The following is a 20,925-nucleotide window of genomic DNA, read 5'->3' as shown; positions in this document are numbered from 1 at the left end:
TTCACGCCACCAAAAGCAACTTCACCCGGCTCAACGCCACTTCATGCCATTTTCCGACTGGAGTACGTCATGACCACCACCGTCTCCGCGGCCGGGCTCAGCCTGCGCTACGGCCTGACGACCGCCCTCGACGACGTGTCGCTGCGGCTCACCGAAGGTGTCACCGGCCTGCTCGGCCCCAACGGGGCCGGAAAGACAACCCTGTTGAGGGTGCTGGCCACCGCGGTCCCCGCCGACGAGGGCACGTTCACCGTCCTCGGCCACGACCCCCGCACGCCCGCGGGCCGCCAGGAGACCCGGCGCGTGCTCGGCTACCTCCCGCAGACGCCGGGCTTCCACCCGGACTTCTCGGCCTTCGACTTCGTCGACTACGTCGCGATCCTCAAGGAGTTGACCGACCGCACCGCCCGCCACAACGAGGTACGGCGGGTGCTCGCCGAGGTCGACCTGTCGGACGTACGCGGCAAGCGCATCAAGAAGCTGTCCGGCGGTATGCGCCAGCGGGTCGCGCTCGCGGCGGCGCTGGTGGGCGACCCCGGCTTCCTGGTCCTGGACGAGCCGACGGTCGGCCTCGACCCCGAACAGCGTATGCGCTTCAGGGAGTTGATCGCCCGCGCAGGGGAGGGGCGAACGGTTCTCCTGTCCACCCACCAGACCGAGGACGTGGCGATGCTCTGCCACCGCGTCGTCGTCATGGCCGCCGGCCGCGTCCGCTTCGACGGCACCCCGGCCGAACTCACCGCACGGGCCGCGGGCCGCGTCTGGAGCAGCTCGGAACGGGACCCGAACGCGAAGGCGGGCTGGCGCACCGGCCTGGGCGTCTTCCGTAACGTGGGCGACCCGCCGCCCGGCGCCGAACTCGTCGAACCCACCCTGGAGGACGGCTACTTGCTCACCCTCGACGGTATGCACGCGGAGGCGACGGCATGAGCACCGTACTGACCCAGACCCCCGCCGAGACACACACGGCACCCGCCCGCGAGTCATGGTCGGCGATCTTCGCCCTGGCCCGCTTCGAGTCGCGCAAACTCCTCCTCCGCATCCCGGTGTTGTTCATGCTGGCGGCCTACGTCGCCTGGATCGTGTGGCGCACCAAGAGCGACTGGAACGGCTACCCGGCCCTCCAGGACGTCGACCGTGCCACCCAGATGGGCCCGCTGCTGGTCGGCTTCGCGGTCCTGCTCTGCGTCAACCAGGCCGTGCTGCGTTCCCAACGGCACGACACGGAGCGGCTGTTCGGGGTCCTGGTCCTCGAACCGTGGCGCCGTACGGCAGCGCACGCGCTGTCGATCCTGCCGGTGACCGCACTCGTCGTGCTGGGCGTGGCGGCCCAGTTCGGCCGGCAGGCGGTCAAGTCGACGGCGGTGGGCCACGGTTCGGTGGGCGAACTGCTGGTGGGCCCGCTGTGCGTGCTGCTGTGCGGGGCGATCGGCCTGCTGATGGCGAGGCTGGTGCCGAAGCCGTTCGCGATCCCGGTGGCCGCGGTGCTGCTCCTCGTGTTCTCCGTCCTCGCGCCGGTCTCGATCGGCGGCGGCGGTGCCACGGCCTGGCTGACCCCGATCGTCGGCGAGGGGAGCAGCAAGACGATCCCCTCCGACCTGATCGGCCGCCCGGCCGTCTCGCACGCCCTGTACCTGACGGGCCTGGCGCTGGCCCTCGCGCTGCTCGCGGTACTGATCAGCAAGGGCCGCACGAAGACGGCGACGGCGGTCCTGGCGGGCTCCCTGGCCGGAGCGGTCGCCCTCGGCGTCGTCGGCGGAGTCGGCCAGGCGGCAGGCGTCTCGTCGGAGACGGTCGCGGCCCGCACAGTGGCCACGCTCAACCCGCAGAAGGTCCAGTCCTGCGTCCGCCACGGCCGCTCGACGTACTGCGCGTTCCCCGAGTGGGTCCCCAGGACGGCGACATGGGCCGACGTCACGGACCACGTCCAGTCCCTCGCGGGCGGCACCGCACAGACCCGGAAGCTGCTCGTGCAGCAACGCGTCGAGGCCCGCTACGGCATGGAGGCCGACGGCGCGATCGAACCGTCCACCACACCGGACAAGGTCACCGTCCGCACGATGTGGGGCGGACCCCGGACGCCGGAGTTCTCGGCCGCGGTCGCCTCCGTACTGGTCCTCGGCAACGAGAAGGCCGGCGGTGACGTGTGCGACGGCCGCATGGTCACCATCATGTGGCTGGCCCTGGGCTGGACGTCCGACCCGGTGACCGAGCTCCGCGCGGTCCGCCTGAGCGACACCGTGACCGGCTCCTCCATCGTCCTGTCGCCGACCAACGGAATGACCATGACGGCCGGACAGACCAGCGTCGTAAGGGAGTTGCTGGCCGCGGGCCCGTCCACGGTCACCCCGAAGGTGAAGGCGCACTGGGCGGAACTGACTGCTCCGAAGGTGACGACGGCAAAGGTCGCCCAGCTGCTGGGCGTCAAGGCTCCCGGTGGGGCTGACAAGTGCGAGTGATGACGAGGGGGAGGGAAGAGGGGGCGGAGACCGAGCAGGCGGGAGCCCAACCCCCTTCTACGGCAAGGGTGTTGGGGCAGCTGATCCGCCCCGTCCTGCGCGCCCTGCCGGTAAGGGCGCTGGCCGCGACCGCAGCGGTGGCGTTGCTGATCGCGGCCCTGCCCCGCCTGCTCTCGGACGAACCGGACCAGTGGTCCGCGCTCATCGCGCTGCGCGCCGCCGCCCTCACCTTCGCCCTGGGCCTGGCCTTCGTCCTGGACGACCCGACCCGCGACCTGACCGCCTCGGTACCGACCCGCCGCGCCCTCCGCACGACCCTGCGGGTGGCGCTGGTGGCCCCGTTCGCCGCGGCCTGGTGGACCGCGGCGGTCCTGCTGATCCCGTCGAAGATCCGCCCTCCGGTGGGCGACATGACCCTGGAGGCGGCAGCGGCGGCGGTCCTTTCCCTCGCGGCGGCGGCAGCGGCCCTCCGCTTCACGGCCGAACCCGAACCGGGCCAACGGGTCGCCGCCGGGTTCCTGGTCGTCGCCCTGGTGTCCCCCCTCGGCCTGCCCAATGACTGGGGGATGTACGTCTCCCCGGTGGAGAAGCAGTGGGGGGTGGGGCACGATCACTGGGCGATGGTGCTGGTGGGGGCGGGGCTGGTGTGGGCGGCTTGTGGGCCGGAGCCGGTCAGGCGCAGGCGGCTGATTCCCACCCGGTCGGCAGGGTCCGGCCTGTCCGGCGTCTGAGGACGAGGCGGTTCAGGGTCCGGGGTTCTCCTTCAGTGCCTCTACGAAGGCGGTGAAGGTGGGGGTGGGGAAGGTGAGCGTGGCTCGGGCCGGGGTTTTGGAGTCGCGTATGGCTATGTGGGTGGGGTGGTTGGCGATCTCCACGCAGTTGCTCCCGTCGTCCGGGCCCGAGTAGGACGACTTCCGCCTGCAGCAGACCCGGCACATGCAGGATCGCGACCTCCTGCAGAAACGTGGCGTGGTGGTCCAGTTCGGCAAGGTCCAGGAATGACGTGGGCAGCGAGACGGCGTACCCGTTCCTCACTCACGCCCACGAGTCCGGATTTGATGTGGCTCATCTGAACGCGGTTCGCCCCGAGCAACGCCGCTGCCTCGACGGCGGTGAGCCCCGCCGCCTCGCGGAGCCTGCGCAGCTCAATCCCCAGGCGCATCACTCCGTCCTGCCAGGGCGGCTGTGGCACTGCCACCGCCCGAGCCTTCCGCAGACCTCCGAACCTCTCACCGCCGAACCGGAGTTGACGCATGCCCGAAAACTCGCCCGCACCCTGGGAGTGCTCCTCTACATCCCGAACGACCCGCGTGCCGTCACCGTCAGCCGCCGCACCCTCCGCCTGATCCTCACCGTGCACGGACTGATCCGGCTGGCCGACACCGCCGAACTCCTCGCGACGGAGCTGGTCGCCAACGCCGTACGGCATGCGAAGGGGCCCGCCGCTCTGCGGGTGGGCTGGTCGGCGGGGGTGCTGCGGCTCGGTGTCCCGAACGGCAGGCGGGGGAAGCTCTGTGGTGCGAGCTCGCTGCGGCTTGAGGGGTCTTCGACGTTGAGTGGCGGGCGGGGCGCCCAGCGTCAGGGGGGGCGAGTCGCAGAAGTGTGACACTCCAGCGGAAAGTGTCACACTTTCGCGGGGAGGGTCCCCTTCGGCGGGGACGGGCAAAGGGCCGCACCGCTCACGTTCGAAGACCCGGCTTGAGGTGATGTTCTGCCGGGACTAACGCACAGGGCAGGGCAGTTCGGGCTTCGACCGGCTCGGGGAGCACGTCACCAGCGCCAGGGACAGATACGAGGGGCGTTCGAGACAGAAGCCGAGCGAGACGTCAGCCCCCGACCCCAGCCGCTCGGCGGCGGAGTTCACCAGCCGGGCCAGTCGGGTGGTGTCGCGCGGGGCCTCGGACACGAACCGGGGTGCGTACTCCGCGAGTTGTTCCCCGAGCCATGACGCCGCTTCCTTCGCCTCGTCCCACGTGGCACGGACCAACGAACGCGGCTTGATGAGCCAGTACGCCGTTTCGAGCGGCGGAAGATCCGCCGTAGCGACTCCTGGTCGAAACGGTCTTTCGGGCCGGTCCACAGATAGCCGTGGTGGTGCACCAGTCGTTCCCGTTTCGAGAAGAGCCGGCCGGGCCGGGTCCAAGGGCAGGCGATGGGCCCGGTCCGGCCGACAGAGGGGGACGGATCAGACGTTCAGGCCGAAGCGCGCCGGGCTCCCAGGAACGTCCGGAGTCACGCGAGACCCGCATGGTCATCAAGGGGCGGTCGGCGAAGAGGTCCGAGCCGGATTTCATGCCGCATGCGCCTTCGCCTGGTGTCGGCGAATCCTCACGTTGGCGTCGATCACGGCGCTGGAGTCTCCTGTGGAACGGGCGTTCTCGCGGGCCGTCGACAAGGACAGGCGGACGTTCTTTCTTCGCTCTCCATGTCGCCATCTTCGGCGCGCCGCAGAGGCTTCTCTAGCCTGTTTCCTGTTCCCGCAAGAATTCGTCGCGGGTGCTCTCGACGAAGCTCCGCATGTCGTCACCGGACAACGCTATTCGCTCGAAACCCTCGAACTTTTCGACGTAGAGTTCTACATCTCTGGGGTCCGTGACGACCACCTCGGCGTGGACCGTTTCTATCGTGACCATTCGGTCGTCGCGAATGACGAATGCGTGATTCGCGATATCGAGCTGCTGCACCCGCAGGGGAACTACCCGGATGTTCACGTGAGGGAATCGTGAAACAGAAACGAGGCGGTCGAGCTGCGCAGCCATCATCTGCGGCGGGACGATGCGCCACCGCAGGACAGGCCCTGTGATGATGAAACGCAGTGACTTCTTGCTGTCGTAGAGGACCGCCTGACGTTCAAGTCGGCCGTTGATCGTGCGGGTGAGTGCGTCCTCGCTGAGGTGGTGGCGTCGCAGAACGGCCCGGATGTATTCCGGTGTCTGGAGCAGACCGGGAACCAGGGCCGACTGGAACAGCCGCAGCGTCGACATCCGAGTCTCCAGAGCCCTGGCGGCCTGCTGCCCCTTGTGGACTCCCATCCGCTGACCTCGTCAGATACTCCGATGGCAGTCAGGATGCGCAATCCGCAGCGCCCGCAGCACGGCTCCAAGCTGTGCTCTGTTCACGCCCTGTACTTGGCCCACCATTCGGTGAACGGCTCCGCCTGAGCGAGTGCCACGTCGCGGAACCGCGCGAATTCCGCCGTTCGTTCGGGCGACAGGACTTCCGCGCCCAGGAACGTCCCGGTCCCGTCGAGAATGAAGAACTCTTCGCCCCCTGACATGTTCCTCTGATATCCCCACCCGAGTTCGAACCTGAGATAGTCCGAGAGCGGGCGGCGCAGAATGTGCACCCGATGGATCCGCTTACGCTTCGCCGTGTGCGATCGGAGCTCTTCGATCCAGCCCGCGTTGTAGTCGTCGAGGGTTTCGAGGCGGAACGCCTCCCGCTCGAACGTGTCGAAGAGGTCCCCGAGAGTCCTGGACGAGGTTGCCACGGATGGCCTTCCGGATCAGTTCCATCGGGATCTCGACCAGGGTTTCATGAGCGGGAATCTCAAGCCCGTGATCGGTCGGCGTCCCGCCCTGCACCAGGAAGGTGCCGCGGTCCGTCGCGTAGATCGTCGGGCAGTCCTTGATGTCGCACGTGCTGACCAGCTTGGTGACCTTCATGGTCCGCGTTCCCCTCCGCCGTGGCGCTGCCAGCACCCCGCTTCCGAGTCGATGCTCCCGAGCGAGGGGCGGACGGGCAAGCGATCACGGTTGACGGAACGGGAAACCGCGTAACCTGCCCCAGCCAGGGCGACCCGCACCGGCGTCGACCACCGGCACACGCGGCTCAAGCGAGCTCAGCGGCCCGACCCGCGCCTCACGACTCCGACCGGTACATCAGGTCCGTCTCGTACGTCGTGAATCCCAACCGCTCATACACCGACACCGCTGCCTTGTTGTCCGCGTCGACGTACAACATCGCCGTGGGCAACCCCCGCGCGGCGAGGTGCCGTAGACCGATCGTCGTCAGCGCCTTGCCGAGCCCGCCACCCTGCGCACCCGGCAACACCCCCACCACGTACACCTCGCCCAGCCCCTCCGCCGCGTGGACCTTGGTCCAGTGGAAGCCCACCAGCTCGCCGTCCCGTTCCGCCAGGAAGAACCCCTCGGGGTCGAACCACGCCTCCGACTTACGGTCGTCCAGGTCGCCCTGGGTGAGGGACCCCTGCTCGGGGTGGTGGGCGAAGGCCGCGGCGTTCACGGCGAGCCACGCCGCGTCGTCGACGCCGGGCACGAAGGTCCGTACGGTCACGCCCTCCGCGAGCACCGGCTCCGGCAGCTCCAGGTCGGTCAACGGCCGTCGCAGCTGCCGGAGTTCACGGAACATCGTGAGCCCGAGCACCTGCGCGAGATGACGCGCCGCGGCATGCCCACCGTGTGCCCACACCCGGAGCCGTTTCCCGGACGCGGCCAGCAGCGCGGCGCCGAGCGCCCGACCGTGACCGTGTCCCCGGTGCGAGGGACGGACGACGAGTTCGGCGGCCGGCGCCTCCACCGGGTCCGTGTCCTCCAACTGCGCGTAGCCCACGAGCTCTTCGCCCAGGGTGAGAAGCAGATGCGAGACCCCGTCCCGCTTACCGCCCCGGATCCGCAACCGCCCCTGCTCGGACACCGCCTGCTGCCCATCGGCCCGCGCGGCCTCCGAGATCAGCGCGAGAACGGCCGCGCCCTGGTCCGGGGAGAGCGCGGAGTAGGTCTCGATGGAACGGGAGCCGGGCGCGGGCCGTACGGTGTCGTCGCTGGTCATGGGTATGAGGGTAAGCCGATCCCCCCGCAAAGTGGCGGCAAAGAAGAAACCAGGATGTAACCAAGAACCCCCTGTCACGCTACGCGCGTTGACCCTAGGCTGCGCCGGAACGTGGTGACCTTCTCAGCCGACACACAGGGGGGCTCATGCCAGCCACAACCCAGCCCGACCGCCCGCGCAGACGCCGTACCGCGGCACTCCTCGCCGCCACCGTGAGCCTCGCCACGGCGGGTGCGCTGGCCGCCGCGCTCCCCGCCGACGCGCACGGCAACCCCGGCGGCCAGGGGCACAAGCCCAGCCGCTACCAGGACGTACAGCTCCTGTCCTTCAACGACCTGCACGGCAACCTGGAGCCGCCGTCCGGTTCCTCCGGCCGGGTCACCGAACTCCAGGCGGACGGCACGACGAAGACGATCGACGCGGGTGGTGTCGAGTACCTCGCCACGCATCTGCGCGACGCCCGCAAGAACAACCCGTACTCGATCACCGCGGCCGGCGGCGACATGGTCGGCGCCTCCCCGCTGATCTCGGGCCTGTTCCACGACGAGCCGACGATCGAGGCGCTCAACAAGCTTGACCTGGACGTCACTTCGGTCGGCAACCACGAGTTCGACGAGGGCGCGAAGGAGCTGGCCCGCCTCCAGAACGGCGGCTGTCACCCCACCGAGGGCTGCTACACGGACAAGAAGTTCAAGGGCGCCGACTTCCCCTACCTCGCGGCCAACGTCCTCGACGAGAAGACCAAGAAGCCGATCCTGAAGCCTTATTGGGTGTGGAAGAAGAACGGCGTCAAGGTCGGCTTCATCGGCGTCACGCTGGAGGGCACCCCGGGCATCGTCTCCGCGGACGGCGTCAAGGGCCTCCAGTTCAAGGACGAGGTCGAGACGATCAACAAGTACGCCAAGGAGCTCCAGAAGCAGGGCGTCAAGTCGATCGTCGCGCTGATCCACGAGGGCGGCTTCCCGGCCTCCGCGTCCTACAACTACGACTGCGACGCGTCCGGCGGCGGCTCCGGCATCTCCGGCCCGATCGTCGACATCGCGAAGAACGTCACCCCGGCGGTCGACGCGCTCATCACGGGCCACACCCACAACGCGTACGTCTGCACGATCAACGACCCAAGTGGCAAGCCCCGTATGGTCACTTCGGCCGCCTCCTTCGGCCGCCTCTACACGGACACCACGCTGACGTACGACCGTAAGACGGGCGACATCGCGCGTACGGCGGTCAAGTCGGCGAACCACGTGGTCACCCGGACCGTGCCCAAGGCCGCCGACATGACCTCGCTGATCGCCAAGTGGAACACCCTCGCGGCCCCCATCGGCAACCGCGCGATCGGTTACATCTCCGGGGACGTCAACAACACCGGCACCGAGTCCCCGATGGGCGACCTCATCGCCGACGCCCAACTCGCGTACGGCAAGAAGCTGGACCCGGAGACCGACCTCGCGCTGATGAACCCGGGCGGGGTGCGGGCGGGCCTCACCTACAAGGCGACCGGCGCGGAGGGCGACGGCGTGGTGACGTATGCCGAGGGCTTCACGGTGCAGCCGTTCGCGAACACGGTGAACCTCCAGGACTTCACCGGCGCCCAGGTGATCCAGGCGCTCAAGGAGCAGGTGAGCGGCACGAACACGGCGGCGCCGAAGGTGCTCCAGGTGTCGTCCGGGCTGACCTACACGCTGGACCTGACGAAGACGGGCGCGGACCGGGTGGTCACCGACTCGATCAAGCTCAACGGTTCCGCCATCGACCCGGCGGCCACGTACCGCGTCGCGACGAACAGCTTCCTCGCGGGCGGCGGTGACGGCTTCACGACGCTGGGGCAGGGCACCGGTGACCTGGTCGGCACGGACGACCTGACCGCGCTGGCGGACTACCTGACGGCGAACTCGTCGGCCACCGGCCCGCTGGTGCCCCCGACGGCGAACCGGATCAACATCGTGCAGTAACCCGTCCCTGACCCATCTCTGACGAGGGGCCCGGAGCCGCAGGTCGGCGCCGGGCCCCTTCCGTTTTCCCGTTTTAAATTCTGTGTAAGGACGGGTTCAGTTCCGCAAAGTCCATAAGAATCTTCCACAGGGATTGCTCAGGAAGGTCTAAGCAGAAAAGGCTTTTCCTGCGTCAGAAGTCCAGTAGTGTTTTCCATGTCGAAAGCGAACAGCGCAAACGACAAGAAGACGCAAGAGAACGCAAGAGACGAAGGAGAGCACGATGAGCTTCCACAAGATCGCCCCGGTGAAGAAGGCCCACAAGCCCGCCCCGGCCCCCAAGAAGGCGCCCAAGAAGCCCCTGGGCAAGCCGCTCGGCGCCCCCAAGCGCCGCCCGGTCGGCCACAAGTAAGTCGCACGTAAACATTCCGGATCAGGGAGGGAATTAATCATGAGCTTCAACAAGATTCACCCCATCAAGAAGACCTGCAAGCCCGCGCCGGGAGCCAAGAAGCCCGCCCCGAAGAAGCCCGCCCCGAAGCGCCGCCCGGTCGCCAACAAAGGCTGACAAAGAATTTACAGGCGTAATTCAGAAGTAAATCAAAGGCAGTTGCAGCAGATCGGTAGAGGAACTGTTGCAGAACCGCAGCAGAGAGGGACACAGACATGAGCTTCCACAAGATCGCCCCGGTGAAGAAGACCCGCAAGCCCGCCCCGGCCCCCAAGAAGCCGGCGCCGAAGAAGCCCGCGCACGCCCCGAAGCGTCGCCCGGTCGGTCACAAGTAAGCCGCAGGGCAGGCCGTAGAAGACCCGCACCACCCGCACCACTCAGAGCACCCGCAGCACCACCCGCAGTACTCGCACCACTCCACAACTCGCCGCAGCTGAGCGGCACTTACAGGGAGGGACCCCACCGTGAGCTTCCACAAGATCGCCCCGGTCAAGAAGCACCACAAGCCCGCTCCGGCGCCCAAGAAGGCCCCGAAGAAGCCGGCTCCGGCCCCGAAGCGTCGCCCCGTGGGTCACAAGTAACCCGCAGACCCGGCCGTAGAAGACCCGCAGCACCCGCAGCACCACCCGCGGTACTCGCACCACTCGCACGACTTCACAACTCGCCGCAGCACAGCGGCACTTACCGGGAGGGAACCCGTCATGAGCTTCCACAAGATCGTCCCCGTCAAGAAGCACCGCAAGCCGGCCCCGGCCCCCAAGAAGCCCGCGCCGAAGAAGCACGCCCCGAAGCGCCCGGTCGCCCACAAGGGCTGATCCCGCACACCGTGAGGCGGGGCCACTGGTTAGCGAGCGAACTCGCTCCGGTGGCCCCGCCTCGGCCACGTCCAGGCCATGGACGCGCATCGGCCACCTATTGAACTCGGCCATCCACTGAACCCGGCCTGCTCTGAAGGGAGTTGTTGACCATGAGGGAAGCCCGTGAGGCCTTCCGCCGTTTCTGGCCGCTGACCCGCGGTGACCGCAAGTGGCTCGCGGTGATCATCGCGTGCGTCGTCGTGTCGGCGCTCTCCGAGACCGCCGCGATCCTGATCTTCGCGGACCTCACCGACAACGCCCTCAAGTCCGGTTCGCTGTCCGACTTCTGGGGCCCGGCCGCGGCCTGGCTCGGCGTCGCCGCGCTCGGCGCGCTCGTCGGCTACTTCGGCAACTCCCTGGCCACCTGGACCGCCGAACGCTTCGTCCTGCGCCTGCGCGCGAACGTCTTCCGGCACGTCCAGGACCTCCCACCCCACTTCTTCCAGAAGCACCGCCAGGGCGACCTGGTCGAACGCCTCACCGGAGACGTCGAGGCCATCGAGCAGATGGTCGTGTCCGGAGTGGTCGGCACGATCTCGGCAGCCTTCTCCGCGGTCTTCTACGCCTGCGCGGCCCTGTACCTCCGCTGGGACCTGGCCCTGGCCACCTTCGTCCTCGCCCCCCTCTTCCTCATCGCCGCCCGCCGCTTCTCCGGCCGTATCAAGCAGGCCTCGACGGACGAGCGGGTCGCGGACGGCGCGATCACGTCCGTGGTCGAGGAGTCCCTCGGCAACGTGGTCCTCACCCAGGCGTACAACCGCCGCCGGGACGAGGAGAAGCGCCTGGACGTGGAAGCCCGCGCGTGGATGAAGGCCTCGGTGCGCGGCGCCCGCCTCAGCGAGATGTACGAGCAGTTCGTGGAGGTCGTGGAGACCCTCTGCGTCCTGGCGGTGATCGGCCTCGGCGTATGGGAGATCTCCGCCGACCGCATGACCCTGGGCGCACTCCTCGCCTTCGCGGCGTTCATCGGCTACCTGTACCCGCCGGTCCGCAGCCTCGGCCAACTCGGCCTCACCCTCACCGCCGCCACGGCCGGTGCCGCCCGCATCAACGAGATCCTGGACGCCACCCCGTCCGTCGGCGACCCCAGCCAGCCGGTCCCCGCCTGGCCGGTCCACGGCTGGGTCAGCTTCCACGGCGTGACCTTCGCCTACCCCGGCGCGACCCGGAACTCGGTCGACGAAGTCACCTTCAGGGCGGACCCGGGCGAGCTGGTGATCATCACCGGCGAGAGCGGAGCGGGCAAGTCGACCCTGTCGAAACTCCTCACCCGCTTCTACGACCCCTCGGCGGGCGTGATCTGCCTGGACGGCGTCCCCCTCCGCGACGTACCCCTCGAATTCCTGCGGGAGAACGTCGCGTTGCTGCCCCAGCAGACCCTCATCCTCAACGGCACGGTCCGCGAGAACATCGAGTGCGGCCGCCCCGGAGCGACGGACGAGGAGATCGAACGCGCGGCACGTGCAGCAGCAGCCCACGACTTCATCGCCGCACTCCCCGAGGGCTACGACACCCAGATCGCCCCCGGCACGGCGGCCCTCTCCGGCGGCCAGCTCCAACGGATCGCGATCGCACGGGCGATGCTCCGCGAGGCCCCGGTCCTGGTCCTGGACGAACCGACGGCCGGCCTCGACTCGGTGGCGGCCCGGCAAGTCATCCAGCCCCTGCGCCGCCTGATGTCCGGCCGTACGACCATCATGATCACCCACGACCTGAGCCTCGCCCCCGACGCGGACCGCATCCTGGTCGTCGAGGGCGGACGCCTGGTGGAGACGGGCACGCACGCGGAGCTGGTGGCAAGGGGTGGGGCATACGCGCGACTTGCGGGCCCGCTCCCCGAGATGGCGATCACGGGAACGGGAACGGGACGGCATCGTTCGCATCGTTCGGAGGACACGATGACCCTGCGCCAGGTCCCGCCGCAGGCACCGGACGAGACGATGATCCTGCGGCTTCCCCTCAAGTAGGGATCATGTAGAGGGAGTTGCGCGGAGGCTGTACCCGAGCCCCCGCACGGTGTGGATGAGCCGCGGTTCGCCGCGGCTCTCCATTTTGCGGCGCAGGTACATGACGTAGACGTCGAGCGTGTTGGACGCGGGCTCGAAGTCGAAGCCCCAGACGTGCCGGTGGATCCGGGACCGGGTGAGCGCGGTGGCCGGATGCCTCAACAGGTACTCCAGCAACAGGAATTCGGTCCGGGTGAGATCGAGGGGCCGCCCGTCACGGGTGACGACCCGGGTACGCAGATCCATGACGAGATCGTCGAAGACGAGCCGTTCGAGCTCGGGCGGATGCTCGTCGGCGGCGGTCCGCGGGGCACTGCGCCGCAGCAACGCCCGTACGCGCGCGAGGAGTTCCTCGACGGCGAACGGTTTGCTGAGGTAGTCGTCGGCACCGTTGTCGAGGGCGACGATCCGGTCGCCGACCGCGTCCCGCCCGGTGATCATCAGGATCGGCACGGTGGACCCGGAGGCACGGATGCGGCGCGTGGCGGCGAGCCCGTCCAACTCCGGCATGGTGACGTCCATCAGCACGAGGTCGGGTGCGGTGGCGTCGTCCGGTACGCCGACCAGGCCGACCAGATCGAGGACGGTACGCCCGTCTCCCGCGAGGACGGTCTCGTACCCCTCGAATCTGAGCAGCCGGCCGAGCCCTTCGCGTATGTCCACGTCGTCGTCGGCAAGCAGGATCTTCCGCGCCATCCGAACACGGTGTGACGGGCGGCTGTGCCGGGGCTGGCAGGGGGTTATGCGTGGGCTGGGGTTCGGGAGGAGCACAGGCGGAAGAACATGACGAGGAGGGCGTAGGCGGCGAGCGGAGCCCCGGGGAGCAGGAGGAAGGCCAGGAGACGGTGACCGTCGTCGACGGACACCGTCCACACCAGATACCCGATGGCGGCGAAGAAGACGAGCATGGCCCCGACGGCCGCTCGCTCCCGAGCCTTACGACGCACCGCCCGCAGCCCGATCAGGTCCTCGACCTCGGGCCTCAACTCCCAGGCCATTCCCCGATGCTGGGCGGCGCTGGTGCGCAACGCGTCGATCTCGGCCCGGATGTCGGGGAGTTGCCAGTCGTCGACGTTGGGAAGGTGCAGCCTGCGGCCGTCGTTGCCGTAGAGCCAGGTCCACAGGCGGGCGTCGGCGTTCTTGTTGTTCAGGCGTTCGACGCGCAGATCGTAGATGTCGTGCCAGGCCCGTCGGCGCACGAGGAAGGCGCCGCGGACCGTGATCCCATCGGCGCCCACGGAGGTGAGCCCCCGGCGCGCGGCCAGAAACGCCCAGCCGCTCAGCACCGCGATGAGCGCCAGCATCAGCAGTCTGTACGGCACCGGAATGCCGTTGTGCAGGATTGTCTGAAGTACACAGTTCCCCATGACGATCCACAGGGCGAGGATCCGCCCCCGGGACGCCTTTCTCCACCTGCGGTACTCCCGCTCGAGCCCACGCCCGTCGCTTTCGTACCCGATGTCCCCGCCCATCGACCCTCCCCAGAGCCTGTGTTGTCCGCAGAGCTACGCCATGACCACGAACGCCACGCACACGACGACGATGGCGGCGACGTACACCGCGCCCCAGAGCTTGCTGTTCCGCGTGCGTCGCCGTATCAGGTCCTCCGTCTCGGGCCGCAGCTCCCAGGCCATGCCCCGGTGCAGTGCGGATACGGCCCGCAGGTCGGCGAGTTCGGCGTGGAAGTCGGGGAGTTGCCAGTCGTCGAAGTAGGGGAGGCGGGTGCGGCGGCCGTCGTTGCCGTAGACGTAGGTCGTCCACTGGGCTTTCTCGATACGGCCGTTCGCGTTCAGCTCGGCCCGGATGTCGTAGATGTCGTGCCAGGCCCGGGTGTTCGTCTGGATGGCGTCGTGGGCGGTGATCCCCTGTGCGCCCACGATCGTGCGTCCCCGCTGTCGGTAGATCATGACCGGGACGACCCGGGCGAGCACGATCACTGTCAGCGCGATCACGTACCAGCGCCTGGAGGCGTAGGGGTTCGTCGTCACCTGGAGGACGATGTTGCCGCCGACGATCACGGTGACGGCGATCTGCCACCAGGAGACGGACAGGGTTCTTCGCCGTCCGTACTCCCGCTCGATCCCCCGCGCATCGCCGAACTCCCCGTTGTCCCCGCTCATGGACCCTCCCCCGGTCAGCAGCAGAGGGGATCGTATGGCAGCAACCTGTGCACGTCAGGACGGGGGTGTCACAGTCCGCTCCCCGGGATCCGCCCACCCCGGCTGACCGCGATCCGGATCACGTCCTCCAGGGACTCGGACGCCCGGGTGAGCGCGAAACGTACGGCCCGTTCGCCGGCCTTCGGGTCGCCGAGTACGGCCTTGGCTCCGGCCAACACCTGTTCCCCGGAGTCGAGTTGGGCCGCCTCGATGTCATCGGCGAGGAGGGAGAGACGGCTGTCGTGGCTGTCGGCACTGAGGTAACAGGGCTTGCCGTCGGGGGTGTTCCAGGGAAGCAACCTCAACTGCCGTTCGCCGAGGGTGGTGTGGGGGATGTAGCTGGGGCCGCTGTTGGGGATGCCGTTGGGGGTGCTCATGCCCGCACCACCACTCCGTGGATACGACGGGGCCCGACATCGATGCCGTGCACGGCGAGCCAGAGGGCATGTCGCCGCCGGCGTTGAAGTCGCCGTTTGTGTCGAGCGCGACGCTGTGAGGGGAGCAGGGCGTGCACGAGTGCCATCAGCAGTAACTCCCAGATTCCTACGATGCGTTCACTCATGCCGGCGCGCTCCTCTGTTCCAACGGTGCGTTGACGAGCGGTGATTACCGTTCGTGCCTCGATGGTCACCGGTGCGGCGTACGCTGCGGAAGAGGGTTGGCGTTGTCTGCGGGCCCAGGCAACGGGGAGGGGTGACGTGACCGAACAGGTTGACGCGGAGGGCGAGTCGGGGCGCGCGGTGCTGGGACGGACGCTCCGGTATCTGCGCGAGAAGGCGGGGAAGTCACTCGGGCAGCTGGCGGAGGACACCGGGTACGACAAGAGCTACCTGAGCCGACTGGAGTCGGGGGAGCGGCTGTCCAAGGTGACGGTCATGGAGGACCTGGACGTCTATTACGAGGCCGGTGACCTGCTCGTCAGTCACTGGAGGGTGGCGCGACTGGACGCGTTCATGGACCCGTACAAGCAGTTCATGGCGCTGGAGGCCACGGCTCGGGTGATGTGGAAGTTCGCGCCTGCGGTGCCTGGGCTCGTGCAGACCGAGGACTTCGCTCGGGAGGTGTTGTCTGGCGGCTGGACAACAGCTGACGCTGACGAAATGGTCGAGGAACAGGTGGCGGCACGGCTAGGGCGGCAGTACGTCCTACGGCAGAAGCCCGCGCCCGACGTCCGGATCATCATGGACGAGGTGGCGTTCCGGCGCCCCGCAGCGCGCGCGAAGACCTGGCATGACCAGCTGCTTCAGATCGAGGCCGTCGCGATGCTGCCCAACGTGACTCTCCAAGTGCTGCCGTTCTCGGCGGGTGTTCACCACCACATGACGGGGTCACTGACGCTGCTCTGGCAGAAGGACGGCAGTGCTGTTGCCTACGAGGAAGGCGACGACTGCAGCCAACTCGACGATGATCCGGGCGATGTTCTGCGACTCCGACTGTCCTACGATCGTCTTCGCGACCTGGCGCTGTCCCCACCGGACTCGCTGGCGTTCATCCGGGCCGTACTGAAGGAGCACCGACGTCATGACGCACACCCCTGACCTCAGCACCGCCGCCTGGCGCAAGTCGAGCTACAGCCAGGGCGGAGACAACAACTGCGTCGAGGTCGCCGACGGCTACACCGGCCTCGTCCCCGTCCGGGACAGCAAGACCCCCACCGCCCGCCCGTTGATCCTTGCCGCCGCGGCCTGGTCCGGGTTCGTGGACGGAGTCAAGGCTGAGGTAGGCGTGCACACGTTCGGGTGACGTGGGTCGAAAGGCCTGACGTTCGGCGTTGTGACTCCCTCATCGTGGACCTTCCGGTCGAATGGACGGCCGGATCACGATCGACTGATGGGGAAGGTACGAGCCGGTTATGGTCGTAGACACGACGCGTCGAAGGAGGACATCGGCCATGACTGCTCACGCTGCGGAACCCGAGCCGTCCGTCCCGCCGATGCCCGAGCGGACGCCGAGGGCGCTGCGTGATGCCATCGCCGAGCACGCGCCGGTGCTCCTCCCGGACTTCGACGCCCACTGGAAGTGGGCGATCGCCGACGCGTACAACCTCGGCCCGGTGCCCGCGTTCATGGCGCGCTGGTGGTGCGAGTACGCGATCGCCCGCGATCCGCAGCTCGATGCCCACGTGAGGGAGCTCCAGCATCGCGTCGCGGAGGCGACCGACATCGCCGAAGCCAAGGCTCTGCTAGACGAGGTGGCGAAGATCCGCTACGGCACGCGGAAGCTGGAACCCGGCGAGTGACCGACGCGTTCATGGGGCCGCCTTGGCAGATGGATTGGCGGCTCGATGCTCTTGCCAGCCGTGACGCACTACCCGGGCACGTACGGAAGATGGTTGACGAGGCTCGTGCCGAACTGGTCACCGCGAAGGATCCGTACTTCCGGGGGATCGACGCCGATGCCGTTCTCCCGGAGACCGTGCGCGTCCAGCCGATGCGGTCCAGCGATCCGAGGGGGCCACGCATCCTGTACTTCGACGACGGCGACGGTTGGCTGACCTACACCTTCGTCCCGCGTTCCGAGGATCCGCAGATCCTGGTCTTCGAGGTCTTCTGGCAGGGAACCGATCTCCCCGCACCACCTCCGGCGGAGCCGTAACCGCCCCCGACGGCCAGGCGAAGGACGGAGTCAAGGACAGAGGTGTCTAGTCGATCAACTGGCCACCGAACAACCGCCGTTCGGCTTCGAACGAGTCCGCCCGCGATCGTCATCGGGTCGCTGCCGTTCCGGGCTCGCTGCTACACATGTGCGATGGCAGGCAACGACTCCGGTGCGTTTCAAGCAGGGCAGTCGGGACTCATCGTGAGGGTTCCCGAGGCAGAACCCGCTGTGCGAGCGTGGCGTGACCGGCTGGACCCCTCAGCCCGTGCGGGTGTTCCGGCCCATGTCACCGTCCTCTTCCCGTTCCTCGACGAGAGCCGCATCGACAGCGGTGCCTGCGCCGCCATCGCGGAAGTGATCGGACGCCACCGGCCCTTCGAGACCCGGTTCGAGCACTGCGGGCGATTCCCCGGGATCCTGTATCTCGTCCCCGAACCGGACATCCCGTTCCGTCGGCTCACCGAGGCGATCGCGGACCGGTGGCCGGAGACCCCGCCGTTCGGTGGGCAGTTCGACGAGATCGTCCCGCATCTGACCATCGCCCAGGGGCAGGACGATGCCGTGCTGGAGGAGGCTGAGGCCGACCTTCGCAACCGGCTTCCCGTCACTGCCCGCGTGTCGTCGGTCGACCTGATCGTCCACGACGGAACAAGGTGGCAGCGGCGGGCTTCGTTCGCGCTCCGGTAGCGGCGGGTGAGTTCGTGGATCGACAGCTTCTCGGTACGGGAGTCGCTATGGCCGCCCGGGGGTTGGGCTCAGCGAGGTGTGAGTCGAGCGACCGTTCCGATCTCCAGGGCTGTCCAGATCGCGCCGTCCGGTCCCAGGGTGATGCCGTGTGGTTCGGAGGACGGGCTGGGGAGGTCGTGCTCGTCGATTCTGCCGTCGGGGGTGATCCGGCCGATGCGGGTGGCTCCCCATTCGGTGAACCACAGAGCGTCGTCGGGCCCTGTGGTGATGATCGACGGTCCGCTGGAAGCGGATTCGAGCTGGTAGGAGGTGACGTCGCCGGCGGTGGTGACCCGGCCGATCCGTCCGTGGTGGACCATGGTGAACCACATAGCGCCGTCGGGGCCGCAGGTGATTCCGTAGGGGCCGGCGTCGCTGCCGGACACGGGGAATTCGGCGATCGGAGCGATCGGACGGCGCGGCATGGGCGGCTCCTTCATCAGCGGGCCGGGGGGAGTTCAACGGCTACGGATGCTATCCAGAGCGCTCCGTGACCGCTTCCGGTTAATCCACGTACGCGATGGGGATACGAGGACCCTGACGCTCAGCCGTTCACCACGATCGGTGAGTCCGGTGGGCCGGCCGTGCTTCAGCAAGGACGGCAGCAGCTCCGGCAGTTGAGTCGCCCGCAGGACATCCGAGGTCGTGACCAGTTCCGTCGCGGTCCACCGGCGGTGTCCTGTGATCGCGGCTTTCTCGATCTCCTCGCAGGCCGAGGTGTCGACCTCGAACGCCGGGAGACGTCCGTCAGGCGGGGACTGTCAGTGCCGGGTGGGAGACTGCCCGGCATGATCGAACCGAACCCGAAAGCGGACCTTCTCCGGTATCTGCAAGACGGTCGTGACGCCCTGGTGTGGAAGCTCGACGGCCTCTCGGAGTACGACATCCGCCGTCCGCTGACTCGCACGGGCACGAACCTGTTGGGGCTGGTCAAGCACATCGCCAGCGTGGAACTGGGGTACTTCGGCGACACGTTCGGGCGACCGTTCTTCGAAGAGGAGCCGCCGCCGTCCTGGTGGTACACCGAGGAGTCGGAGCCCAACTCGGACATGTGGGCCACCGTGGACGAGTCGCGCGAAGACATCGTCGGGCTGTATCGCCAGGCCTGGGAGCACTCCGACAGCACGATCGCGGCACTGCCGCTCGACGCGATCGGTCACGTCCCCTGGTGGCCGGAGGAACGCCGGGAGGTGACGCTGAACCACATCCTGGTGCGCGTGATCTCCGACACCCAGCGGCACGCCGGTCACGCCGACATCGTGCGCGAGCTCATCGACGGTTCCGTCGGATACCTGCAAGGCAACGACAACATGCCACCGGGGGACCAGGCGTGGTGGGAGGGGCACCGGGACCGCCTGGAGCGCGTGGCGCGGGATGCCGACGGCTGATCTCGCGCTGCCGACCCCGTTGGATCCGGGCTCGGACGACGTCTCCCTGAAAAAGTGTGACACTTTTCGCCGAAGTGTCACACTTTTCTGACCTGCCTACTGGGAGGCGGAGCTTTCCGGCGGTGCGGTCGGCGTCCCCGGAATCCGTACCGTCGCCACCGTCCCGCCCCCCGGCGCGCGCGCCAACGTCACCTCGCCGCCGGCCTGTTCCACCGTGCGGGCGACGATCGACAGGCCAAGGCCTGAACCGGGGAGGGCGCGCGCTGACGGTGAACGCCAGAACCGGTCGAAGACGTGCGGGAGTTCGTCGGCGGGGATGCCGGGGCCGTGGTCGCGGACGGTGAGGACACCGCGCGTGAGCTGGACCTCGATCGTGCCGCCCTCGGGGCTGAACTTCACCGCGTTGTCGAGGATGTTGACGATCGCGCGTTCCAGGGCGGACGGCTCTGACTGGACGAACCACGGCTGGACGTCCGCCGTGATCGTCAACTCCGGGCCGCGCAGCCGGGCTCGGCGGAGCGCGGCCTCGACCGTGTCCTGGAGCGAGACCACCTGGACGCGCTCACCCCGCTGGCCCTCCGAGCGGGACAGTTCCTGCAAGTCGCCGATCAGGGACGCCAGTTCGGTCATCTGCGCCTTCACCGAGGCGAGCAGTGCCTTGCGGTCCGCCGGGGGGATCGGGCGGCCCGTCTCCTCGCTGCGGGTGAGGAGTTCGACGTTCGTACGGAGGGAGGTGAGGGGGGTGCGGAGTTCGTGACCGGCGTCCGCGATGAGTTGTTGTTGCAGCTCGCGGGAGTTGGCGAGGGAGGTCGTCATCGAGTTGAAGGAGCGGGAGAGGCGGGCGATCTCGTCGTCGCTGTCCTCCTCGACCGGGATACGGATGGTCAAGTCCTCGGTACGGGCTACGTGTTCTACGGCTTCGGTGAGTTTGTCGACGGGGCGGAGACCGGCGCGGGCGACCGCCAGGCCGGCTGCTCCGGCGCCGACTACTCCGATGCCGGAGGCGAGGAGCAGAAGCAGGGCCAGCTCGTTGAGGGTGGACTCCGTGCCTTTGAGGGGCAGGGCGTACAACAGGGCGGCGCCCTGGACCACCGAACGGTTGTTGTTCGCGTCGATGGTGACCAATGGCACCGTCAGGACCCGTACGGGCTTTCCGTCGGTGTCGGTGCCGTTGTGGATGATGGTTTGCGTCGGGTTCTTGGCGATGTTGGTGTCGGAGCCGGTGACCTTCACCGTGCCGGGCGAGTCATGAGGGACGCAGGACTTCCCGTTCGACCTCACCAGCTGGAAGTAGTACTCGGAGGGAGGGCGGAAGCCGTTTGTCTCCGCTGGGGACGAGTTGGTCTGGTCGCAGTTGCTGATGGCGTCCATGACGCTGCGCTGCTGCGGTTGACTCGCCTGTGTCTTGAGTTGGCTGTTGATCTGGTCGTACAACTTCCCCTGCACGATGAACCAACAGGTGACCGAAACCGCCGCCACCGCAAAAGCCACCGCCGCCGCCACCAGCATCGCCAGCCGCGACCGGATCGGCAGTGTCCGGAACCGGTGCAGGAACCGGT

At 68.1% G+C, this 20,925-nt stretch carries 23 protein-coding genes and 4 pseudogenes; 13 read left to right on the top strand and 14 right to left on the bottom strand.

Features of this window, described 5'->3' with window-relative positions:
* Positions 1-69: 69 nt before the first annotated feature.
* The 3 genes from OG588_RS23420 (at position 70) to OG588_RS23410 (ending at position 3,190) form a co-directional block, all read left to right on the top strand.
* Positions 70-930 carry an ABC transporter ATP-binding protein gene (locus OG588_RS23420; RefSeq protein ID WP_019064516.1) on the top strand — a complete coding sequence of 287 codons (861 nt, stop codon included), beginning with the start codon at positions 70-72 and terminating at the stop codon, positions 928-930.
* Positions 927-2,459, top strand: coding sequence for an ABC transporter permease (locus OG588_RS23415; protein ID WP_405949016.1), 1,533 nt, complete (start codon positions 927-929; stop codon positions 2,457-2,459). Before OG588_RS23420 ends, OG588_RS23415 begins: the two co-directional genes overlap by 4 nt.
* A 68-nt stretch (positions 2,460-2,527) precedes the next feature.
* The gene (locus OG588_RS23410; protein WP_405953190.1) at positions 2,528-3,190 is read left to right on the top strand and encodes an ABC transporter; all 663 of its coding nucleotides are present in this window, start codon (positions 2,528-2,530) and stop codon (positions 3,188-3,190) included.
* A gap of 12 nt (positions 3,191-3,202) precedes the next feature.
* Here OG588_RS23410 and OG588_RS23405 read toward each other — a convergent pair whose 3' ends face one another.
* Positions 3,203-3,397 (bottom strand): DUF397 domain-containing protein, encoded by a 195-nt coding sequence (locus tag OG588_RS23405; protein WP_405949015.1) that lies wholly within the window; start codon positions 3,395-3,397, stop codon positions 3,203-3,205.
* Positions 3,372-3,621: pseudogene (locus OG588_RS23400) on the bottom strand (helix-turn-helix domain-containing protein); the annotation flags it as partial. The gene OG588_RS23405 and the pseudogene OG588_RS23400, both read right to left, overlap by 26 nt.
* Positions 3,622-3,712: 91 nt before the next feature.
* Between OG588_RS23400 and OG588_RS23395 the strand changes: the two are divergent.
* A pseudogene (locus OG588_RS23395) lies at positions 3,713-4,065 on the top strand (ATP-binding protein).
* Between the two features lie 114 nt (positions 4,066-4,179).
* Here OG588_RS23395 and OG588_RS23390 read toward each other — a convergent pair.
* From OG588_RS23390 to mshD, 5 genes and pseudogenes are all read right to left on the bottom strand, one after another.
* A pseudogene (locus OG588_RS23390) lies at positions 4,180-4,559 on the bottom strand (hypothetical protein).
* Between the two features lie 359 nt (positions 4,560-4,918).
* Positions 4,919-5,491 carry a DUF5753 domain-containing protein gene (locus tag OG588_RS23385; protein ID WP_405949014.1) on the bottom strand — a complete coding sequence of 191 codons (573 nt, stop codon included), beginning with the start codon at positions 5,489-5,491 and terminating at the stop codon, positions 4,919-4,921.
* Between the two features lie 83 nt (positions 5,492-5,574).
* Positions 5,575-5,949 carry a DUF6879 family protein gene (locus OG588_RS23380; RefSeq protein WP_405949013.1) on the bottom strand — a complete coding sequence of 125 codons (375 nt, stop codon included), beginning with the start codon at positions 5,947-5,949 and terminating at the stop codon, positions 5,575-5,577.
* Positions 5,936-6,124 (bottom strand): annotated as a pseudogene (locus OG588_RS23375) (hypothetical protein); the annotation flags it as partial. The pseudogene OG588_RS23375 and the gene OG588_RS23380, both read right to left, overlap by 14 nt.
* A 196-nt stretch (positions 6,125-6,320) precedes the next feature.
* Complete coding sequence (gene mshD, locus OG588_RS23370; RefSeq protein ID WP_405949012.1) at positions 6,321-7,250, bottom strand: mycothiol synthase; 930 nt, start codon at positions 7,248-7,250, stop codon at positions 6,321-6,323.
* Between the two features lie 146 nt (positions 7,251-7,396).
* Here mshD and OG588_RS23365 point away from each other — a divergent pair, with 146 nt between their 5' ends.
* The 3 genes from OG588_RS23365 to OG588_RS23355 all read left to right on the top strand — a co-directional run bounded on the left by OG588_RS23365 (position 7,397) and on the right by OG588_RS23355 (position 12,456).
* Positions 7,397-9,202: a bifunctional metallophosphatase/5'-nucleotidase gene (locus OG588_RS23365; RefSeq protein ID WP_405949011.1), complete on the top strand. Its 1,806-nt coding sequence runs from the start codon at positions 7,397-7,399 to the stop codon at positions 9,200-9,202.
* A gap of 262 nt (positions 9,203-9,464) precedes the next feature.
* Positions 9,465-9,593, top strand: a complete 129-nt coding sequence (locus tag OG588_RS23360; protein WP_267885204.1) for a hypothetical protein — start codon at positions 9,465-9,467, stop codon at positions 9,591-9,593.
* A 1,006-nt stretch (positions 9,594-10,599) separates the two neighbouring features.
* The gene (locus tag OG588_RS23355; protein WP_405949010.1) at positions 10,600-12,456 is read left to right on the top strand and encodes an ABC transporter ATP-binding protein; all 1,857 of its coding nucleotides are present in this window, start codon (positions 10,600-10,602) and stop codon (positions 12,454-12,456) included.
* A 3-nt stretch (positions 12,457-12,459) separates the two neighbouring features.
* On the opposite strand, the gene OG588_RS23350 is transcribed toward OG588_RS23355, so the two are convergent.
* The 5 genes from OG588_RS23350 to OG588_RS23330 all read right to left on the bottom strand — a co-directional run bounded on the left by OG588_RS23350 (position 12,460) and on the right by OG588_RS23330 (position 15,216).
* A complete protein-coding gene (locus tag OG588_RS23350; RefSeq protein ID WP_405949009.1) occupies positions 12,460-13,191 on the bottom strand; it encodes a response regulator transcription factor in 732 nt (243 codons plus the stop codon).
* A gap of 44 nt (positions 13,192-13,235) precedes the next feature.
* Positions 13,236-13,817 (bottom strand): hypothetical protein, encoded by a 582-nt coding sequence (locus tag OG588_RS23345; protein WP_405949008.1) that lies wholly within the window; start codon positions 13,815-13,817, stop codon positions 13,236-13,238.
* A gap of 183 nt (positions 13,818-14,000) precedes the next feature.
* Positions 14,001-14,615: a hypothetical protein gene (locus tag OG588_RS23340; RefSeq protein ID WP_405949007.1), complete on the bottom strand. Its 615-nt coding sequence runs from the start codon at positions 14,613-14,615 to the stop codon at positions 14,001-14,003.
* Between the two features lie 68 nt (positions 14,616-14,683).
* Complete coding sequence (locus OG588_RS23335) at positions 14,684-15,031, bottom strand: hypothetical protein (RefSeq protein WP_405949006.1); 348 nt, start codon at positions 15,029-15,031, stop codon at positions 14,684-14,686.
* Positions 15,028-15,216, bottom strand: coding sequence for a hypothetical protein (locus OG588_RS23330; protein ID WP_266858716.1), 189 nt, complete (start codon positions 15,214-15,216; stop codon positions 15,028-15,030). Before OG588_RS23330 ends, OG588_RS23335 begins: the two co-directional genes overlap by 4 nt.
* A gap of 136 nt (positions 15,217-15,352) precedes the next feature.
* Between OG588_RS23330 and OG588_RS23325 the strand changes: the two genes are divergently transcribed.
* The 5 genes from OG588_RS23325 to OG588_RS23305 all read left to right on the top strand — a co-directional run bounded on the left by OG588_RS23325 (position 15,353) and on the right by OG588_RS23305 (position 17,939).
* Positions 15,353-16,192, top strand: a complete 840-nt coding sequence (locus tag OG588_RS23325) for a helix-turn-helix transcriptional regulator (RefSeq protein ID WP_266858714.1) — start codon at positions 15,353-15,355, stop codon at positions 16,190-16,192.
* A complete protein-coding gene (locus OG588_RS23320) occupies positions 16,176-16,397 on the top strand; it encodes a DUF397 domain-containing protein (RefSeq protein WP_405949005.1) in 222 nt (73 codons plus the stop codon). Before OG588_RS23325 ends, OG588_RS23320 begins: the two co-directional genes overlap by 17 nt.
* 148 nt (positions 16,398-16,545) lie before the next feature.
* Positions 16,546-16,893, top strand: coding sequence for a DUF6247 family protein (locus tag OG588_RS23315; protein WP_405949004.1), 348 nt, complete (start codon positions 16,546-16,548; stop codon positions 16,891-16,893).
* 89 nt (positions 16,894-16,982) lie between these two features.
* The gene (locus OG588_RS23310; RefSeq protein ID WP_405949003.1) at positions 16,983-17,249 is read left to right on the top strand and encodes a hypothetical protein; all 267 of its coding nucleotides are present in this window, start codon (positions 16,983-16,985) and stop codon (positions 17,247-17,249) included.
* Positions 17,250-17,402: 153 nt separating this feature from the next.
* Entirely contained in the window at positions 17,403-17,939 is a 537-nt protein-coding gene (locus OG588_RS23305; protein ID WP_405949002.1) for a 2'-5' RNA ligase family protein, read from the top strand.
* Positions 17,940-18,007: 68 nt separating this feature from the next.
* On the opposite strand, the gene OG588_RS23300 is transcribed toward OG588_RS23305, so the two are convergent.
* Complete coding sequence (locus tag OG588_RS23300; RefSeq protein ID WP_405949001.1) at positions 18,008-18,403, bottom strand: hypothetical protein; 396 nt, start codon at positions 18,401-18,403, stop codon at positions 18,008-18,010.
* A 363-nt stretch (positions 18,404-18,766) separates the two neighbouring features.
* On the opposite strand from OG588_RS23300, the gene OG588_RS23295 reads away from it, so the two are divergent.
* Positions 18,767-19,366: a DinB family protein gene (locus OG588_RS23295; protein WP_405949000.1), complete on the top strand. Its 600-nt coding sequence runs from the start codon at positions 18,767-18,769 to the stop codon at positions 19,364-19,366.
* Between the two features lie 96 nt (positions 19,367-19,462).
* Here OG588_RS23295 and OG588_RS23290 read toward each other — a convergent pair whose 3' ends face one another.
* On the bottom strand, positions 19,463-20,875 hold the full coding sequence (locus OG588_RS23290; RefSeq protein ID WP_405953189.1) for a sensor histidine kinase: 1,413 nt from the start codon (positions 20,873-20,875) through the stop codon (positions 19,463-19,465).
* Positions 20,876-20,925 lie beyond the last annotated feature (50 nt).

Source organism: Streptomyces prunicolor (assembly GCF_045162825.1).
In the GTDB taxonomy this organism is placed as follows: Bacteria; Actinomycetota; Actinomycetes; order Streptomycetales; family Streptomycetaceae; genus Streptomyces; species Streptomyces prunicolor.
This window is presented reverse-complemented; position numbering and strand designations above follow the sequence as displayed.

Bases quoted from the DNA above. Each gene is read 5' to 3' on its own strand.
- OG588_RS23420 (WP_019064516.1), top strand. From the start codon at position 70: ATGACCACCACCGTCTCCGCGGCCGGGCTCAGCCTGCGCTACGGCCTG.
- OG588_RS23415 (WP_405949016.1), top strand. From the start codon at position 927: ATGAGCACCGTACTGACCCAGACCCCCGCCGAGACACACACGGCACCC.
- OG588_RS23405 (WP_405949015.1), bottom strand. From the start codon at position 3,397: ATGTGCCGGGTCTGCTGCAGGCGGAAGTCGTCCTACTCGGGCCCGGAC.
- OG588_RS23385 (WP_405949014.1), bottom strand. From the start codon at position 5,491: ATGGGAGTCCACAAGGGGCAGCAGGCCGCCAGGGCTCTGGAGACTCGG.
- mshD (WP_405949012.1), bottom strand. From the start codon at position 7,250: ATGACCAGCGACGACACCGTACGGCCCGCGCCCGGCTCCCGTTCCATC.
- OG588_RS23365 (WP_405949011.1), top strand. From the start codon at position 7,397: ATGCCAGCCACAACCCAGCCCGACCGCCCGCGCAGACGCCGTACCGCG.
- OG588_RS23360 (WP_267885204.1), top strand. From the start codon at position 9,465: ATGAGCTTCCACAAGATCGCCCCGGTGAAGAAGGCCCACAAGCCCGCC.
- OG588_RS23355 (WP_405949010.1), top strand. From the start codon at position 10,600: ATGAGGGAAGCCCGTGAGGCCTTCCGCCGTTTCTGGCCGCTGACCCGC.
- OG588_RS23350 (WP_405949009.1), bottom strand. From the start codon at position 13,191: ATGGCGCGGAAGATCCTGCTTGCCGACGACGACGTGGACATACGCGAA.
- OG588_RS23340 (WP_405949007.1), bottom strand. From the start codon at position 14,615: ATGAGCGGGGACAACGGGGAGTTCGGCGATGCGCGGGGGATCGAGCGG.
- OG588_RS23335 (WP_405949006.1), bottom strand. From the start codon at position 15,031: ATGAGCACCCCCAACGGCATCCCCAACAGCGGCCCCAGCTACATCCCC.
- OG588_RS23330 (WP_266858716.1), bottom strand. From the start codon at position 15,216: ATGAGTGAACGCATCGTAGGAATCTGGGAGTTACTGCTGATGGCACTC.
- OG588_RS23320 (WP_405949005.1), top strand. From the start codon at position 16,176: ATGACGCACACCCCTGACCTCAGCACCGCCGCCTGGCGCAAGTCGAGC.
- OG588_RS23315 (WP_405949004.1), top strand. From the start codon at position 16,546: ATGACTGCTCACGCTGCGGAACCCGAGCCGTCCGTCCCGCCGATGCCC.
- OG588_RS23310 (WP_405949003.1), top strand. From the start codon at position 16,983: ATGGTTGACGAGGCTCGTGCCGAACTGGTCACCGCGAAGGATCCGTAC.
- OG588_RS23305 (WP_405949002.1), top strand. From the start codon at position 17,403: ATGGCAGGCAACGACTCCGGTGCGTTTCAAGCAGGGCAGTCGGGACTC.
- OG588_RS23300 (WP_405949001.1), bottom strand. From the start codon at position 18,403: ATGCCGCGCCGTCCGATCGCTCCGATCGCCGAATTCCCCGTGTCCGGC.
- OG588_RS23295 (WP_405949000.1), top strand. From the start codon at position 18,767: ATGATCGAACCGAACCCGAAAGCGGACCTTCTCCGGTATCTGCAAGAC.
- OG588_RS23290 (WP_405953189.1), bottom strand. From the start codon at position 20,875: ATGCTGGTGGCGGCGGCGGTGGCTTTTGCGGTGGCGGCGGTTTCGGTC.